This is a genomic window from Propionivibrio limicola (assembly GCF_009469695.1).
Classification (GTDB): Bacteria; Pseudomonadota; Gammaproteobacteria; order Burkholderiales; family Rhodocyclaceae; genus Propionivibrio; species Propionivibrio limicola.
Genome location: NZ_SSSR01000006.1, coordinates 54,223 through 70,435 on the forward strand (window position 1 = coordinate 54,223; position 16,213 = coordinate 70,435).

General features: G+C 64.8%; 14 protein-coding genes. 10 read left to right on the plus strand and 4 right to left on the minus strand.

Annotated elements, in window-relative coordinates; translation table 11 throughout:
- Window positions 1–7 precede the first annotated feature (7 nt).
- The 3 genes from GH659_RS06760 to GH659_RS06770 form a co-directional block, all read right to left on the minus strand.
- Window positions 8–202 (minus strand): helix-turn-helix domain-containing protein, encoded by a 195-nt coding sequence (locus tag GH659_RS06760; RefSeq protein ID WP_153110449.1) that lies wholly within the window; start codon window positions 200–202, stop codon window positions 8–10.
- Window positions 203–337: 135 nt separating this feature from the next.
- Window positions 338–1,687 carry an ATP-binding protein gene (locus GH659_RS06765; RefSeq protein ID WP_153110451.1) on the minus strand — a complete coding sequence of 450 codons (1,350 nt, stop codon included), beginning with the start codon at window positions 1,685–1,687 and terminating at the stop codon, window positions 338–340.
- On the minus strand, window positions 1,684–2,418 hold the full coding sequence (locus GH659_RS06770) for a response regulator (protein WP_153110453.1): 735 nt from the start codon (window positions 2,416–2,418) through the stop codon (window positions 1,684–1,686). The genes GH659_RS06765 and GH659_RS06770 overlap by 4 nt, the downstream gene beginning before the upstream one ends.
- 208 nt (window positions 2,419–2,626) lie before the next feature.
- Here GH659_RS06770 and GH659_RS06775 point away from each other — a divergent pair, with 208 nt between their 5' ends.
- From GH659_RS06775 to GH659_RS06820, 10 genes are all read left to right on the plus strand, one after another.
- The gene (locus tag GH659_RS06775) at window positions 2,627–3,223 is read left to right on the plus strand and encodes a Spy/CpxP family protein refolding chaperone (RefSeq protein ID WP_153110455.1); all 597 of its coding nucleotides are present in this window, start codon (window positions 2,627–2,629) and stop codon (window positions 3,221–3,223) included.
- Between the two features lie 214 nt (window positions 3,224–3,437).
- Window positions 3,438–4,889: an efflux transporter outer membrane subunit gene (locus GH659_RS06780; RefSeq protein WP_246167756.1), complete on the plus strand. Its 1,452-nt coding sequence runs from the start codon at window positions 3,438–3,440 to the stop codon at window positions 4,887–4,889.
- On the plus strand, window positions 4,886–6,187 hold the full coding sequence (locus GH659_RS06785) for an efflux RND transporter periplasmic adaptor subunit (RefSeq protein ID WP_153110460.1): 1,302 nt from the start codon (window positions 4,886–4,888) through the stop codon (window positions 6,185–6,187). The genes GH659_RS06780 and GH659_RS06785 overlap by 4 nt, the downstream gene beginning before the upstream one ends.
- Window positions 6,184–6,885, plus strand: a complete 702-nt coding sequence (locus tag GH659_RS06790; RefSeq protein WP_211364141.1) for an ABC transporter ATP-binding protein — start codon at window positions 6,184–6,186, stop codon at window positions 6,883–6,885. The genes GH659_RS06785 and GH659_RS06790 overlap by 4 nt, the downstream gene beginning before the upstream one ends.
- Window positions 6,882–8,102, plus strand: a complete 1,221-nt coding sequence (locus tag GH659_RS06795; RefSeq protein ID WP_246167758.1) for an ABC transporter permease — start codon at window positions 6,882–6,884, stop codon at window positions 8,100–8,102. The genes GH659_RS06790 and GH659_RS06795 overlap by 4 nt, the downstream gene beginning before the upstream one ends.
- Window positions 8,103–8,173: 71 nt before the next feature.
- Window positions 8,174–9,631, plus strand: coding sequence for a Fic family protein (locus GH659_RS06800; protein WP_246167760.1), 1,458 nt, complete (start codon window positions 8,174–8,176; stop codon window positions 9,629–9,631).
- A gap of 95 nt (window positions 9,632–9,726) precedes the next feature.
- Window positions 9,727–10,089, plus strand: a complete 363-nt coding sequence (locus GH659_RS06805; protein WP_153110463.1) for a VOC family protein — start codon at window positions 9,727–9,729, stop codon at window positions 10,087–10,089.
- 122 nt (window positions 10,090–10,211) lie between these two features.
- Window positions 10,212–11,804 carry an FGGY-family carbohydrate kinase gene (locus GH659_RS06810; RefSeq protein ID WP_153110465.1) on the plus strand — a complete coding sequence of 531 codons (1,593 nt, stop codon included), beginning with the start codon at window positions 10,212–10,214 and terminating at the stop codon, window positions 11,802–11,804.
- Window positions 11,805–11,996: 192 nt separating this feature from the next.
- Complete coding sequence (locus tag GH659_RS06815; RefSeq protein ID WP_153110466.1) at window positions 11,997–13,646, plus strand: signal transduction protein; 1,650 nt, start codon at window positions 11,997–11,999, stop codon at window positions 13,644–13,646.
- 9 nt (window positions 13,647–13,655) lie between these two features.
- The gene (locus GH659_RS06820) at window positions 13,656–14,600 is read left to right on the plus strand and encodes a dihydrodipicolinate synthase family protein (protein WP_153110468.1); all 945 of its coding nucleotides are present in this window, start codon (window positions 13,656–13,658) and stop codon (window positions 14,598–14,600) included.
- Between the two features lie 52 nt (window positions 14,601–14,652).
- Here the strand turns inward: GH659_RS06820 and norR are convergent, their stop codons facing one another.
- Window positions 14,653–16,197 (minus strand): nitric oxide reductase transcriptional regulator NorR, encoded by a 1,545-nt coding sequence (norR, locus tag GH659_RS06825; protein WP_153110470.1) that lies wholly within the window; start codon window positions 16,195–16,197, stop codon window positions 14,653–14,655.
- Between the last annotated feature and the right edge of the window lie 16 nt (window positions 16,198–16,213).

The window sequence follows — 16,213 nt, forward strand, 5'->3', positions numbered from 1 at the left end:
ATTCCCCTCAGCTCCGGTCCTTGTGCTCATCTGCGCCACCGGCGCGCACCCAGTCATCGACTTCGCTGATCTTGAACTTCCAAAGCCGCCCGACGCGATGCGCGGGCAGGTTCTTGCGGTCGATCCAGCGGTAGATCGAATCGCGCGTGACGCCCAGATGCTCGGCGATCTGGTCCACGGACACCCATGATTCAGTCGTCACGGCAGCGCTCCGGCAGCAGGGGTTCGGGTTGCATAAAGTCGGCTTCAGTCGCAAAGGGTGCAATTTAGCAGCTTGGCAGTGGGCCGGCGAGCGCCGCCTGATTTTTCGGCACTGCGCTCTCTGTGTTGCAAGCGGTTAGCGCTTGCCGTCTACGGCGACCGGCAAGCGCATCGCCACTTCCAGTCCGCCGCTCGGTGCGTCGGCGAGTGTCATTTCGCCGCCGCAGGCGTCGACGATGCGGTGCACGATGGCCAGTCCGAGGCCGCAGCTGCCGCGCGTTGCCCGTGCCGGTTCGAGCTGGATGAACGCTTCGAGTGCCCGTTCGCGCTGTTCCGGGGCGATGCCGGCGCCGTGGTCGCGCACCTTGAGGACGACGAAACCGGGTTGGCCGTCGCGCCCGAGTGAAACCTCGATCGGCGGTGCGCCGTATTGCAGGGCGTTGTCGATCAGGTTGTCGAGCAGGCGTTGCAGGCTGCCGTGGTCGATGGCGACCTGGCACGCCGCCACCTCGCCGCTGACGGTCATTTCGACCGGTCGCCCCAATTCGCGCTGGCGTGCCACTTCGTTGCTGACCGCTTCGGCGAGGATGAGCGGTTCGGTGGAGCGCTGTTTGTTTTTGTCTTCCTCCTCGCTGCGCAGGAAGCCGAGGCACTGGCTGACGATGCGTTCCATGTCGTCGGCGTCGCGTTCCAGCCCGCCGCGCTCCGCGTCGTTCTCGAGCAGGGCCAGGCGCACGCGCAGGCGGGCGAGCGGGGCGCGCAGGTCGTGGGTGAGGCCGGCCAGCATTTCGCGCCGTTCGGCGTCCGACTGCGCCAACTGGTCGAGCATGGTGTTGTGTTGTTCGGCGAGTTGTCGAACCTCTTTCGGGCCTTCCGGCGTGACCGTGCGCGCTCGGCCTTTTCCGGTGGCGGCGACGGCGTCGCCCAAGCGTCGCAGCGGGCCGACGATCCCCCAGACGAATACGCCGGCCATGAGCACGAGAGCGGCCAACGCCACGCCGAGATTTCCCCACAGATCGGGCGGCAAGCCTTTCGGCTTGAAGCGCGGCGGCGGCAAGACCAGCCACCAGCGCTCGCCGGCGGCGACAAAGCCGATCCAGAGTCCGCCGTGTTTGCCTCGTCCGGCATGCCGCAGCTCGATTTTCTCGCCGAGCATCCGTTCCAGTTCGTTGGCCAGATCGCGCGCGAAACCGAATTCTGGTGCGCGCGGCGGCACGCCGCGGCTGTCCGGTCTTAACGGTAGCCACTGTTCGCCGGGAACGGGAGATTCGAGGCGTTCGCGTGCTGCGTCATTGAGTCCGGGTAACACGCTCTGTAGGAGGCGCACCTGACCGGCGATATAGCGGGCCGTCTGATCCTTGTGCGTGACGCGTTCGTTCTGCATCACCAGCGAGAAGGTGGCGATTTCGGCGACCACGACGACGGCGATGACGAGCAGTACGGTGCGAACGGCCAGCGAGTCGAAGAGAAGCTTTATTCGCTTCATTCGCCGGTCGCTCCGGCGGCGTCATTGTCCGGCACGAACACATAGCCGACGCCCCATACCGTTTGCAGGTAGCGCGGTTGCGACGGGTCGGCTTCGATCAGGCGACGCAGGCGGTGGATTTGCACGTCGATGGCGCGGTCGAACGATTCGCTGTCCTCGCCGCGCGTCAGTTCGAGCAGGCGTTCGCGCTTCATCGGCCGGCCGGCGTTGCTGACCAGTGCGTTGAGCAGGGCGAATTCGCCGCTCGTCAGGGCGACACTTTCTTCGCCGTTATTGCTTTGGCGGGCAAGTTTTCGCGTTGCGCGGTCGAACGACCAGTCGCCGAAGCGGAAAACGCCGCCGTTCGCCACCGGCGCGGCGGCGGGCTGGGCGCCGCGCCGCAGGACGGCTTCGATGCGGGCGACCAGTTCGCGCGGGTCGAACGGCTTGCCGACGTAATCGTCGGCGCCCATTTCCAGCCCGATCACCCGGTCGACCGGCTCGTCGCGCGCCGTCAGCATGATGATCGGCAGCGTCTCGCCGCGCCCGCGCAGGCGCCGGCAGGCGGCGAGACCATCCTCGCCGGGCATCATCAGGTCGAGCACGATCAGGTGCGGCTGATAGCGTTCGAGAAAAGCGTCGAGCTGGCGCGTGTCGGGCAGCAGCAGCGTGTCGTAGCCGTGCCGCGCGAGGTAGGTGGCGAGCAACTGGCGCAGTTCGGGGTCGTCATCGACGAGCAGGATCTTTTTCATGGGGCAAACCGTGAGGCAATCGGGACGAACGCCATTGTATGTCCGGCTATTTCACCCGGCGGAGCGATGAAACAAATTGCAACGAAGTGGCCGGGTGGCGAAATCGTTTGCAACGGGGGCGGGCAGAAAATGGCTCCGTCAGCAAACGGCGGTCGGGCCGATAGCCGGACGCCCGCTGAACGATCAACCCGACAAAAGGAGTCCTGTCATGAAACAACGTTTTTCCCCCCGCCTTCTCGTCGCCGCCCTCGCCATGTCGCTCGGGCTGGCCGCCAACAGTTTTGCCGGACCACGCGGCGGATCGGGTGGCGAAGCGGTCGGCCCCGGCTTCGATCGCCCGGGACATCATCAAATGTTCCTCGGCGGCAAAGGCATGCAGCGTTTGCACGACGACCTGAAGCTTGATGCCCGCCAGGAAACGCTCTGGAAAGCGGCTGAATCCTTCGCCAAGGAAACGCATGACGGCATGCGCGAACGCTTCCGCAAGCACCATGAAGAGATGAAGGCGTTGATCGACAAACCGAATGCCGACCTGCGCGCGCTGGCCAAGCGCGCGGATGATTTCCGCGCCGAAGGACAGAAGCTGCGCGACACGGTGCGCGACCGCTGGCTCGCCGTCTATGACTCGCTCAATCCCGAGCAGAAGGAGAAGGCGCGCCAGTTCCTCAAGGCCGGTTTTGACCGCATGGAGCGCAAGGGTGGTCGCCATGATCGAGACGACCGCCGTGGTCGCCGTGGCGATCGTGATGACCAGCGGCCAAGGCGCGGCGACGCCAAGGGCGACATGCCGCCGCCGAAGGGCTGACGGAAAACGCGAAAACCGCTTCTGACGCAGAGAGGGCACATTTTATGTTGTGTTTTCTCTGCGTTTTCCACCTTTCCCTGCGGACTCGGCGTTGAGTGCGGTTTGTTGATTAACGCGAATTTACCTGCGGCGTTTCCTGTCTGGCGTCATGCCTTGGGGTAGGCCGGCCGATAATGCTGGTTTGTCCGTTGCCGTCTTTTCATTCGAGTTGCCTGTGGATCGTCACCTACGCCGGAACCTGTTTTTCACATCCAGTCTTGCGCTGCTGGGTGGTTGCGCCTCGCTCGAACAGTGCCTGGCGGATGTCCAGTCGGCCGCGACGGTCAGTGTTCCGGGCGGCTGGAGGTCACACGATTCCCGCCTCCGGGCTGGCGCCCCCTCTGAAAACCTCGCCGTCTGGTGGCGGCAGTTCAACGATGCCGATCTCGACGCGCTGATCGTCGTCGCCATGGACGCGGCGCCGGATGGGCGTACCGCCCGCGCCAAATTGCGGCAAGCGCGTGCGGCGCGCGATCTGGCGACCGCCAACCTGTGGCCGAGTCTTGGCGCTTCGGCCGGGGCGACGCGCTCGCGCGTCGGTTCTGACAGCGGTGGTTCCGGCAAATCGCAGACGCTCTACGCCGCTGGCTTTGACGCCAGCTGGGAACCGTCGATTTTCGGCGGCCTGCGCGACGCGGCCGATGCGGCGAGCGCCGATGCCGCGTCGGCCGAAGCTACGCTGCAATCGACCTACGCCTCGCTCGCGGCGGAGGTGGCGCTCGAATACGTGACCCTGCGCGCCAGCCAGCAGCGGTTGGCGATTGTCCGTGCCAACGTCGCCAGTCAGGCCGAAACGCTGCAGATCGCCGAATGGCGCGAACTGGCTGGCCTCGTGACGCGCCTCGACGTCGAACAGGCGCGCACCAATCTCGAACAGACGCGCGCCACGATTCCCAGCCTGGAAACCGCGCGCGCCGCCGCCGAGTACCGGCTCGCCATCCTCACCGGCCGCGCGCCGGGCAGCCTGCGCGAAACGCTGCGGGAAGCACGGCCGCTGCCCGTGCCGCCGGGCGAAATCGCCGTCGGCATTCCGGCCGACACGCTGCGCCAGCGACCCGACGTGCGCGCCGCCGAATTCACGCTGAAAGCCGAAATCGCCCGCACCGCCGAAAGCGAGGCCGAGCGCTACCCGAGCCTGACGCTCGGTGGCTCGTTCGGCTGGCAGGCCTTCAGCGCGTCAGCCTTGGGCGGCAGCGATACGCTGGTGCGTTCGCTGGCCGCCAGCCTGGCCGGCACGTTGTTCGACGGCGGCCGCATCAGCAGCCGCATCGCCGTGCAGAGCGCGGTGCAGGAACAGGCGCTGGTCGCCTACGAATCGAGCCTGCTGACGGCGCTTGAAGATGTCGAAAATGCGATGACCGCCTACGCCAACGGCCGCGAACGCGTCGATGCCCGCCGCAAGGCCGCCACGGCCGCCGCCAACGCCGCCGAATTGGCGCGCATCCAGTATCAGGCCGGCGCCGCCGACTTCCAGAACGTGCTCGAAACCGAACGCACCCTGCTTACCGCCCAGGACAATCTGGCCAGCGCCGAAGCCGACGTGCTGAGCGCCGTCGTCCAGCTCTACAAGGCGCTCGGCGGCGGCTGGCAAGCTACTTCCGCACTCACGGACACGAATAAATCATGACCGCGCCCGAATCCCGAAACATTAATTCTGACAACGCTAACAACGCCCTCCCCGATTTTCTCAAGGCCGGCACGTCTTCCCGTTTCCTCGGCCGCTCGAAGCGCTTTTGGGCGATGGCCGGTGCGACCAGCCTCGTCGTGCTGCTTGCCGTGGCGTTTTCCGGCGGCGGCAAAGGGCAGGCTGGCCAATATCTGACCGAAGAGGCGGCCACCGGCAACCTCGTCGTCAGCATTTCGGCGAGCGGCACGCTGGCGCCGACGCGCTCGGTCGATGTCGGCAGCGAACTGTCCGGCACGCTCGAAGCCGTGCTCGCCAACGAAAACGACAAGGTGACGAAGGGGCAGATCGTCGCCCGCCTCGACACGGCCAAGCTGCGCGATGCCGTCGCCAAGTCGCAGGCTGCGCTCGACGCCGCCGCAGCCACCGTGGCGCAGACCGAGGCGACGCTCGGCGAAGCGCGCGCCAACCTCGACCGGTTGCGGCACGTCGCCGAGCTGTCGGGCGGCAAGGTGCCGTCGAAGACTGAGCTGGACAGCGCCGAAGCCGTCTGGCGCCGTGCCGTGGCCAATCTCGCCAGTGCGCGCGCCTCGGTCTCGCAGGCCAAGGCGACGTTGCAGACCGACCAGACCAACATCGAGAAGGCCGTCATCCGCTCGCCGATCAACGGTGTCGTGCTGACGCGCAAGGTCGAACCGGGGCAGACGGTGGCCGCGCAGATGACGACGCCGGTGCTGTTTACGATTGCCGAAGACCTGACCAAGATGGAACTGCAGGTCAAGGTCGACGAGGCCGACGTCAGCAACGTGCAACTCGGCCAGCCGGCCAGCTTCGCCGTCTCGGCCTGGCCGGGACGCAGTTTTCCGGCGACGATCCAGCGCGTCGGCCTCGGCTCGACGACGACCGACAACGTGGTCACCTACAAGACGGTGCTCACCGTCACCAACGACGATCTGGCGCTGCGTCCCGGCATGACGGCAACGGCGCGCATCATCACCGCCAAGCGCGACGACGTGCTGCTCGTGCCGAACGCCGCGCTGCGCTTTTCGCCGCCGAACGGCCCCGAGGCCGGGCCGCAGGGTGGCATCATCTCTCGCCTGATGCCGCGTCCGCCGATGCCAAAGAAGCAGGCGCCGAAAGCGCAAGCGGACAACAAGCAGATCTGGGTGCTGCGCGACGGCCAGCCGGTGCCGGTTCCGGTGCAGACCGGCGCCAGCAACGGGCGGCAGACCGAGATCACCGGCGGCGCGTTGAAGGCCGGCATGGCGGTGATCGTCGACTATCAGGAAAAAGCCAAGTGAATGATGGCGCCCTGATTTCCCTGCGCGGCATCACCAAGACTTATGGGCAGGGTGCGGCGGCCTTCCAGGCGCTGAAGGGCGTCGACCTCGATATTCCGCAAGGCCAGTTCGTCGCCATCATGGGACCGAGCGGCTCCGGCAAGTCGACGGCGCTCAACATCCTCGGTTGCCTCGACGGGCCGACCAGCGGCGCGTTCCGCTTCAAGGACATCGCCGTCGAAACGCTGAGCCGCAACCAGCGTGCGCTCCTACGCCGGCACTATCTCGGTTTCGTCTTCCAGGGCTTCAACCTGCTCTCACGCACTTCGGCGCAGGAGAACGTCGAACTGCCGCTGCTCTACCGCGGCGCAGAAACGACACAAAGACATGCCGCCGCATGCGAGGCGCTGGCGCAGGTCGGCCTGACCGGCTGGGAGCGCCACACGCCGGCCGAACTCTCCGGCGGCCAGCAACAGCGCGTCGCCATCGCCCGCGCCATCGTCACCCGGCCGCTCGTGCTGCTCGCCGACGAGCCGACCGGCAACCTCGACAGCCAGCGCGGGCACGAGATCATGGACCTGCTCGTCTCGCTCAACCGCGAGCAGGGCATCACCGTGATCATGGTCACGCACGAGCCGGAAATGGCGCATTACGCCGACCGGGTGGTGAAGTTCGTCGATGGACTGGTGGCCAGCGACGAGTCCAAGGAGCGCACATGACCCAGATGCTCCTCAACGCCCTGTTGCTCGCCCTGCGCGCGATCCGCCGCAACCTGATGCGCTCGTTTCTGACCGTGCTCGGCGTGGTCATCGGCGTCGCGGCGGTGATCACCATGGTCACGCTCGGCAATGGCGCGACGCGCATGGTCTCCGACCAGATATCCAGCCTTGGCAGCAACCTGCTGATCCTGCGCCCCGGTCAACGGCTTGGCCCGGGCCGCGACAGTGCCGGGGCGGCGAACTTCAAACTCGCGGACGTGGAAGCGATCAAGGCACAAATACCGGCGCTCAAGGCGGTCGCCCCGGTCGTTGGCAGTTCGGTGACATTGGTGGCCGGCAACCAGAACTGGCAATCGCAGGTCAGTGGCACGAGCAACGCCTATTTCGTCGCCGGCAACTGGCAGATCGCTTCCGGGCGACAGTTCGAGGAGGACGAGGAAGCCGCCGGCAAGGCCGTGTGCATCATCGGTGCGACGGTCAAAAAGCAGCTGTTTCCGCGCGGCTCGCCGATCGGCGACGAAATCCGCGTCAAGAACTTCACCTGCGAGATCATCGGCGTGCTGCAAGGCAAGGGGCAGGGCGCGATGGGGCAGGATCAGGACGATGTGGTGCTGATGCCGATCCGTACCGCGCAGCGGCGGTTGACCGGCAACGCGACCGACGTGTCCACGTTGATGCTCTCGCTGCGCGACGGCGTCGTTGCCGACCCGGTGATGGAGCAGGTCCGCAAGCTGATGCGCGAGCGGCGCAAGCTTTCCGAGAACGCTGACGACGACTTTAACGTCATGGACACCAAGCAGATCGCCGAAACGCTTTCCGGCACGATCCGCACCATGACCGCGCTGCTCGGCGCCGTGGCGGCGGTGAGTCTGCTCGTCGGCGGCATCGGCATCATGAACATCATGCTCGTCTCGGTCACCGAGCGGACGCGTGAGATCGGCATCCGTCTCGCCATCGGCGCCCTCGAACACGAAGTGCTGCTGCAGTTCCTGATCGAAGCGGTGGCGCTCTCGGCGCTCGGCGGGCTGGTTGGCATCGTGCTCGCGCTGTTCGTCTGTCTCGGCCTTACCGCGCTGATGAATATGCCCTTCCTGTTCAATCCGGGCATCAACCTGCTGGCCTTCGTCTTCTCCGGGCTGATCGGCATCGTCTTCGGCTACATGCCGGCGCGGCGGGCAGCGCGGCTCGATCCGATCGTGGCGTTGCGCTTCGAGTAGGAATTCATGATTGTTGCGCGCCAGTTAAAGTGGCGCAATAATCTGCTGGTTCCTTTCTCGATGCGTGTAACGTGCCAAAAAAAATCGCTACTCAGGAATTTGACCAGGTTCTCTCGCTGATCGCGCACCATCCGGATGGTGCAAGCGTGGAAATGTTGCAGGCGCTGGCGGATGGCGCTCTCTCCCGGCGGACACTGCAACGCCGGCTGGCGGCATTGGTCGCCGAAAAGCGCATCGAGAGTTTTGGCGAAGGGCGCGCGACCCGTTATCGTCTTTTGCGCGCCAATATGGAGGCGCAATTTGCGCCAGTTATTGCGCCGGAAAAGGTAAGTGCGCCACAAACGTCCGGTGTCGCGCCACAACGCTCGCTGCGCATGCCGGTCGTTTCGTACGGAGGGAGTACCGCTTACGTTCCTGTGTCGCCCGAGGGCGAGGAAATTCGCCGTTACGTCAGCCAGCCGCGTCAGAAACGCACGCCGGTTTCCTACGAGACCGGCTTTCTGGAGCAATACCAGCCCAATCACACCTTTTATCTGCCGGAATCCCTGCGCGCTCAATTGCACAGCATGGGCCGCTCGCCTGCCGAGCAGATGCCGGCGGGCACCTTCGCCCGCGACATCCTCAACCGTTTGCTGATCGACCTCTCCTGGGCCTCGTCGAAGCTCGAAGGCAACACCTACAGCTGGCTCGATACCGAGCACCTCATCGCCCACGGCCAGGCCGCCGACGACAAGGATGCGCTCGAAACCCAGATGATCCTCAACCACAAGGCCGCCATCGAATATCTCGTGCATGACGGCCAGAGCGCCGGCGTTTGCCCGGAAACGATCATCGCCCTGCATGCGCTGCTGGCCGATGGCCTGATGGCCGACCCGCTTTGTGTTGGCCGCCTGCGCATCCGGCCCGTCGGCATCGGCAACAGCGTCTACCTGCCGCTCGCCGTGCCGCAGAGCATCGAGGAGCTGTTCGGGATCGTCCTGCAAATGGCTGCCGAAATCGACGACCCGTTCGAGCAGAGCTTCTTCCTGATGGTGCATCTGCCCTATCTGCAGCCGTTCGAGGACGTGAACAAGCGCGTCTCGCGGCTCGCTGCCAACATTCCGCTGATTCGCCATAACCTCTGTCCGCTGGCGTTCATCGATGTGCCGCAGCAGGCCTACGTCGATGCGCTGATCGGCGTGTACGAACTAAACCGCGTCGAACTGCTGCGCGACGTTTATCTCGCCGCCTACGAGCGCTCGTGCCAGCAATACGTCGCCGTGCAGCGCGAAATGGTGCTGCCCGACATCTTCCGCCTGCGCCACCGCAACGAACTGGCCGAAACCGTCCGCGCCCTCGTGCGCGGCGGCTTGCCAGTGAGCGAAGCCACCGTCGCCGCGCACACCCCAGTGCGCGTCGCCGATGCCGACCGCCCGCGCTTCATCGCGCTGGTCATCGACGAATTCCGCGCCCTCACCCCCGGCAATGCGATTCGCTTCGGCTTGCGCCCGCTGGAGTTCGCCGGATGGCAGGGCGGGCGACAGGAGTAAATGGAGCACGGACGAACTGAGACTCCAGAAGAATAGTTGTCGCGACGTGGCGGCGGCTTTGCGATAATTCCTTGTTTTATGACAAGGAGAAGTCAATGACTCGCCCGCACACCCCGAACCACATCGACTACATCGAATTTCCCGTGTCTGACGCTGATGCGCTGACGCAATCGCAAACTTTCTTTTCCAGCGTTTTTGGCTGGAGCTACAAGAACTGGGGCGACAGCTACGCCGACACGGCCGACAGCGGCGTTGGCTCCGGGCTGGCCGCCGATCCGGCGAGCCGGCCGGGACAGCCGCTGGTGGTGATCTACACCGACGACCTCGCGGCGATGCGGGAAAAAATTCTCGCCGCCGGTGGCACGATCACCCGCGACACCTTCGCCTTCCCCGGCGGCCGGCGTTTCCATTTCAGGGAGCCGAGCGGCATCGAACTGGCCGTGTGGTCTGACAAGTAGCGCTGCGACACTCATCTTCGCTGTCCCGGCCGCCTGAATGGCGGCCTCTTGTAATGACGAACCGCCTTGGTTATATTGCTAATACGATTTAGCACGAATTTTTGCACGATAGCGGAGGGCCTATGGGCGGTCAGGTCTTTGTCGGGATTGATGTCGGTTCGGCGAGCGTCCGGGCCGGAGTCTACGATGCCAACGGTCAGCGGCTTGCCTTTGCCGTCCGGCCGATCCAGCAGTTTCACCCGCGCCCGCTGGTCGTCGAGCAGTCCTCCACCGACATCTGGGCGCAGGCGTGCGCGGCCGTGCGGGAAGCGGTGGCCGGCGCCGGGGTCGATCCAGCATGTGTCGCCTCGATTGGCGTCGATGCCACGTGCTCGCTGGTCGCCGTCGGCTTTGACGGAAAAGCCGTTTCCGTGGCCGAAGACGGCAACGCCGAGCGCGACATCATCATGTGGATGGACCACCGCGCCGCCGAGCAGACGGCGGCGATCAACGCCACCCACGACGAGGCGCTGGCCTACGTTGGCGGCGAAGTCGGCATCGAAATGGAACTGCCCAAGGTGCTCTGGCTCAAGCAGCATTTTCCCGAGCGCTATGCCGCGACGTGGCGCCTCTTCGATCTCGCCGATTATCTCGCCTGGCGTCTTGCCGGTGCCGACGTGGCCAGCGTATGCACGCTGACCTGCAAGTGGAACTACCTCGCCCACGAGCAGCGCTTCAGCGAAAAACTGCTGGCGGCGGTCGGTCTTGCCGACCTCGCCGGCAAGATTCCCCCCCGCATCCTTCCCCTCGGCTCCGCCGCCGGGAGGCTGAGTCCCCGTGCCGCGGCTGAAACAGGTCTGCCCCCCGGCATCGTCGTCGCAACAGGCATCATCGACGCCCATGCCGGAGGTTTGGCGCTGGTCGGCACGGCGCCGGAAGGCAGCCTCGCCATCATCGGCGGGACCTCCAACTGCCACATGGCCGTCAGCCGCGAACCGGTGATGGTGCCGGGCGTCTGGGGGCCGTATTTCGGTGCCATGCTGCCCGGCTACTGGCTGAACGAGGGTGGGCAGAGCGCCGCCGGCGCCTTGCTCGACTGGACCTTGCGCCAGAGCGACGCCTGGCCGCTGCTGGAGAATTCGGCCAAGGCCGAAGGCCGCAATGTCTACGCCGTACTCAACGACTGGCTGGCCGATCTTGAACAGCGCGAGAAGTGGCCGACGCGCGACCTGCACGTGCTTTCCGACCACCATGGCAACCGCTCGCCGCGCGCCAATCCGCATGCGCGCGGCATGGTCGTCGGCCTGACGCTGGAACAGGGCAAGGACGCGCTGGCGCGCCTCTATCTCGCCACGCTGCAGGCGCTCGCCTACGGCACGCGGCACATCGTCGAGAGCATGAACGCCGCCGGCCACCGCATCGAGCGCATCGTGATGTGCGGCGGCGGCACCAAGAATCCCTACTGGCTGCGCGAGAACGCCGACGCGACGGGCTGCGAAATCCAGCTCGTCAGCGAGGAGGACGCGGTGACGCTCGGCGCGGCGCTGCTCGGCGCCGTGGCCTGTGGCGCTTTCGCCGCGCTGCCCGAGGCGGCGGCCGCGATGGTGCGCCCCGGCGGCGGCGTCAAGGCGCGGCCGGAGACGAAAGCTTTTCACGACGCGAAATACGCCGTCTATCTGCAGCTTTACGAAGACATGGAACACTGCCGTTCCGCGATGCAGGCGTGGCGCCCGTAGCCCGGTCATGAGGAATGAGGCGACGATGATTTTTCACCACCATGACACAAAGACACCAAGAGGCACCAAGAAAAACCTCGAAGGATTCATGCCTTTCTTGGTGCCTCTTGGTGTTCTTGGTGACTTGGTGGTTCGCTTTTTTCCGTTGATCAACTACTCGCGCCGCGCATTTCAACCGACGAGGACTCCCCGATGCTGACACTGAATCTTCCCGAATCGAAGCCACTGATCAAAGCCGGCGCCAACGAGGTGCTGCTGGTCACCAACGCCGACCTGCGCGAGTCGGCCAACGTCGAATGCTGGCCGGTGCAGCACAAATTCGAAGCCAAGCTCGATCACGTGCTGAGCGATCGTTTCGGCGTGCGGGCGCGACGGGCGCATCTGTACAAAGGCGACAAGGGCCACGGCTTCATCAGCAGCCAGCGCGAAGGCAGCGACCTGATCGCCAGCATCGATCCCGATGCGCCGGTGATCGTCCTGCTCACCGCCTGGCAGTATTCGCACCATCTGGCGCCGAGCCTCGCCAAACATCGTGGCCCAGTGCTGCTCTTGGCCAACTTCGACGGCACCTGGCCGGGGCTCGTCGGCATGCTGTGCATGGCCGGTACGCTGACCAGCCTGGGCAAGGCGTACTCGCGCCTGTGGTCGAGCGAGTTCGACGACGAGTTCTTCTACAACGGGCTGGAGTCGTGGCTGAAGACCGGCCAGATCAAGCATGACACCTCGTATCTGCACCCGGTCCTCGCTTCGCATCCAGCGTCCGTCACGCCGGCTTGGGCCATCGGCCAGCAGGTCGGCGAGTTCGTGCTGCGCAACAAGGAGATCATCGGCCTGTTCGACAGCTTCTGCATGGGCATGATCAACGGCGTCTTTCCGCAGAAGGCGCTCGTCGACATCGGTATGCCGATGGAAAGTCTGTCGCAATCGGCGCTGCTGGTCGAAATGGCCAAGGTGCCGCAGTCGTTGCGCGAGGAGTGCCTGGCCTGGTATGAAGCCAAAGGCATGAAGTTCCAGTTTGGCAGCGACCCGGCGACCGAGCTGACACGCGACCAGGTGCTCGAGCAGTGCGCGATGATGATCGCCATGGCCCGCTTCACGCAGCGCTTCGGCCTCACTTCGGTCGGCGTGCAGTATCAGCAAGGGCTGGCGCAGTCGTGCGCCGCCTCCGACTTCGCCGAGGGCGCCATCGGCTCGACCGCGCGCTTCCCGATCCCCGACGAGGACGGCAAGATCATCCGCGCCGGCAAGCCGATTCCCTGTATCAACGAGGTCGACATGGGCACGGCCATCCCGCAGACGATGCTCTTCCGCCTGCTCGACTCGCTCGGCCTGCCGTCGGAAACGACGCTGCACGACATCCGCTGGGGCAGCGAATTTGAGGGCACCTTCTACTGGGACTTCGAGATTTCCGGCTCGGTGCCGTTCGAGCACCTCAAGGGCGGCATCGCCGGCGCCACCGGTTATCGCCAGCCGGCGATGTACTTCCCGAAAGGCGGCTCCTCGATTCACGGCCAGGGCAAGGCCGGCCGCCTGCTCTGGGCGCGCGCCCATTACGAAGGCACGCAGGTCTTCATGCACATCGGCACCGGCACGGCCGTCGAACTGCCGGCCGCCGAGTTCGAACGCCGCCGCCGCGCCACCACCTACGAATGGCCGCTGCTCAACTGCACGCTCGACGGCGTCGGCCGCGACGAACTGATGGCCGGCCACCAGAGCAACCACATCACGATTGCCTACGTCGATGCGGACAAGTTGCCGGACGTGCTGCGTGCCTTTGTCGCCCAGGCGATCACGCAGCACATCAAGGTCTGCGTCGCCGGCAACGCGGTCAATCTCCTGTAAAGGCCGATCATGAACGGAAACGACAACTACTGCGGCGTCTGGCCGGTGATGCTGACCCCGTTCGACGAGAACCGCGAGATCGACTGGGATTCGCTAAAAAAGCTGATCGACTGGTACATCAAGGCCGGCGTGCATGGCCTGTTCGCCAACTGCCAGTCGAGCGAGATGTTTTTTTTGTCCGAAGCTGAATCGTTACAGCTCACCCGCTTCGTGCTCGATTACGTCGATGGCCGCGTACCGGTCGTCGCCTCGGGGCACACCGCCTGCGGACTGTCGCAGCAGATCGACCAGCTCGGCAAGATCGCCGAAACCGGCGTCGATAGCGTCATCCTGATCAGCAACCGCCTCGCCATGCCCGGCGAAAGCGATGAGGTCGCGCTCGCCAACCTGCAGAAAATCACCGCCGCCGTCACCGACAAGGTCGGGCTGGGCATCTACGAATGTCCGCACCCCTACAAGCGCCTGCTTTCCGATGAGATCGTGAATTGGTGCGCGCAAAGCGACCGCTACACCTTCATCAAGGACACCTGCTGCCAGATCGCGACGATCAAACGCCGGCTGGCGCTGACCAAGGGTAGCCGGCTGCACATCGCCAACGCCAACGGCCAGACGCTGCTCGCCTCCTTGCAGGCCGGCGCGCATGGTTACAGCGGCGTGATGACCAACTTCCACCCGGAACTCTACGTCTGGCTGTACGAAAGCTGGCCGCATGAACCGGAAAAGGCGGTGATTGTTTCCGACTATCTATCAACCGCCTCGCTGGCCGAATCGCTCGACTACCCGATCTGCGCCAAGGATTTCCATGTATCCATCGGCAATTTCAAGACCGTCGCCAGCCGGACGCGAGAGGCGGGCAACTACTATTCGGCGCATTTCCAGAGCACGGTGCAGCAGATGGTGCGCCTGGGCGAAGTACTGAAGGAGCAACTGGCGCTCTCCGCGCCGTCATGGTGATGCCGTAGGCGAGTCACGAATAATCCGCAAATGGAATAACAACGTGTTTTCTTCAGGCTTTCAGCCCCAGACGGCGCGAAAGTTTGTGCAAATTGCTCGCATCCAGGCCAAGGTCACGCGCCGCACGCGCCCAATTGCCGTCGCAGTCGGCCAAGGCTTGTCGGATCAGTTGGCGCTGATAGGCATCGACGGCCGTCTTGAGCGGTACATTGACGGCCGCCGGCATTGCGTCGAGCGAAGCGGAAAGGGCTGGCGACAGCAATTCGCTATCCGGCAAATCAAGAGCCAGAAGTTCCGGCTCCAGCGTCACGATCCCCGAACGATCGGCGCCGCGACTGATCGCGCGCAATGCCGCGCGGCTGATGACATGCTCAAGCTCGCGGACATTCCCGGGCCAAGGGTAGGTGCATAGCGCCGTTTCGGCGCGCGGAGAAAGGCGCAAACCACGCACGCCAAGCCGGGTGCGATTGATTTCGAGAAGGCGGCCGGCCAGCAGCAGCACATCGTTGCCGCGTTCGCGCAAGGGGGGAATCTGTACCGGATAGACGGAAAGCCGATGGTAAAGATCGGCGCGGAAATGCCCTTCACGGACGCGGTCTTGCAGCTGACGGTTGGTCGCCGCCACGATCCTGACATCGACCTGGTGCGGCTGATCAGCCCCCAGACGCTGGATTTCACCGTTCTGCAGCGTGCGCAGCAGCTTCGCCTGAACGGGAGGCGGCAATTCCCCGACCTCGTCCAGAAACAGCGTTCCGCCCTCGGCGGCCTCGATCCGGCCGGCGCGTTCGCCGAGCGCGCCGGAGAAAGCGCCTTTGATGTGCCCGAAGAGCTCGCTTTCGGCCAACGATTCGGGGAGCGCCGCGCAGTTGACCTGCACCAGCGGTCCGCTTGCACGTTTCGACGCCCGATGCAAATGACGGGCAAACAATTCCTTGCCAACGCCGGTTTCTCCGAGCAGCAGAACGGGCAGTTCCGATGCGGCCACGATATCGAGTTCATGCAACAGCACCAGCAACTGCGGGCTTTGCCCAATGATCTCGATTTCGTCATCCCCTCCCGAAACCGGCAAAGACGCGTCCTGGACGATGCGCCCGGCCCGCAGACGGCGGTTTTCCTCCTCGAGCCAAATGAAGCGAATGACCATCTCGGCAACGAGGGTCATCTGCACCAGTTCGTCACGCGCAGATTTGCCAAAAACGTCACCGCTCAGCGCATCCAGCGTCAGCGCTCCCCAGAGACTGCCGTTCAGAAACAGGCTGATTCCCATGCAATCATGCACCGGCAAGGGTTCGCCGAGATGCTGGTCGAGCAATCCGTCGTACGGATCGGGCAACGGGCTGCCGGGCGGAAAACGGACAGGTTCGCGACTGGCCAGAATCGCCGACAAGCGCGGATGCTGTGCCAGCAAGAAACGCCGGCCAAGCGTTTCGTGCGCCAGGCCATCCACGGCGATCGGTCGCAGGCTGTCGCCGTCGGCCTTCAACAAACCGACGGCGCCACAGCCGAAATGCGCGCGCACGGCGCCAACCAGACGCTGCAGCCGAACGGCCTGCGGCAATTCGACCACGAGATCCCCGAAGAGTGAGGTTTCTATCACGGTAATAATCACCTTG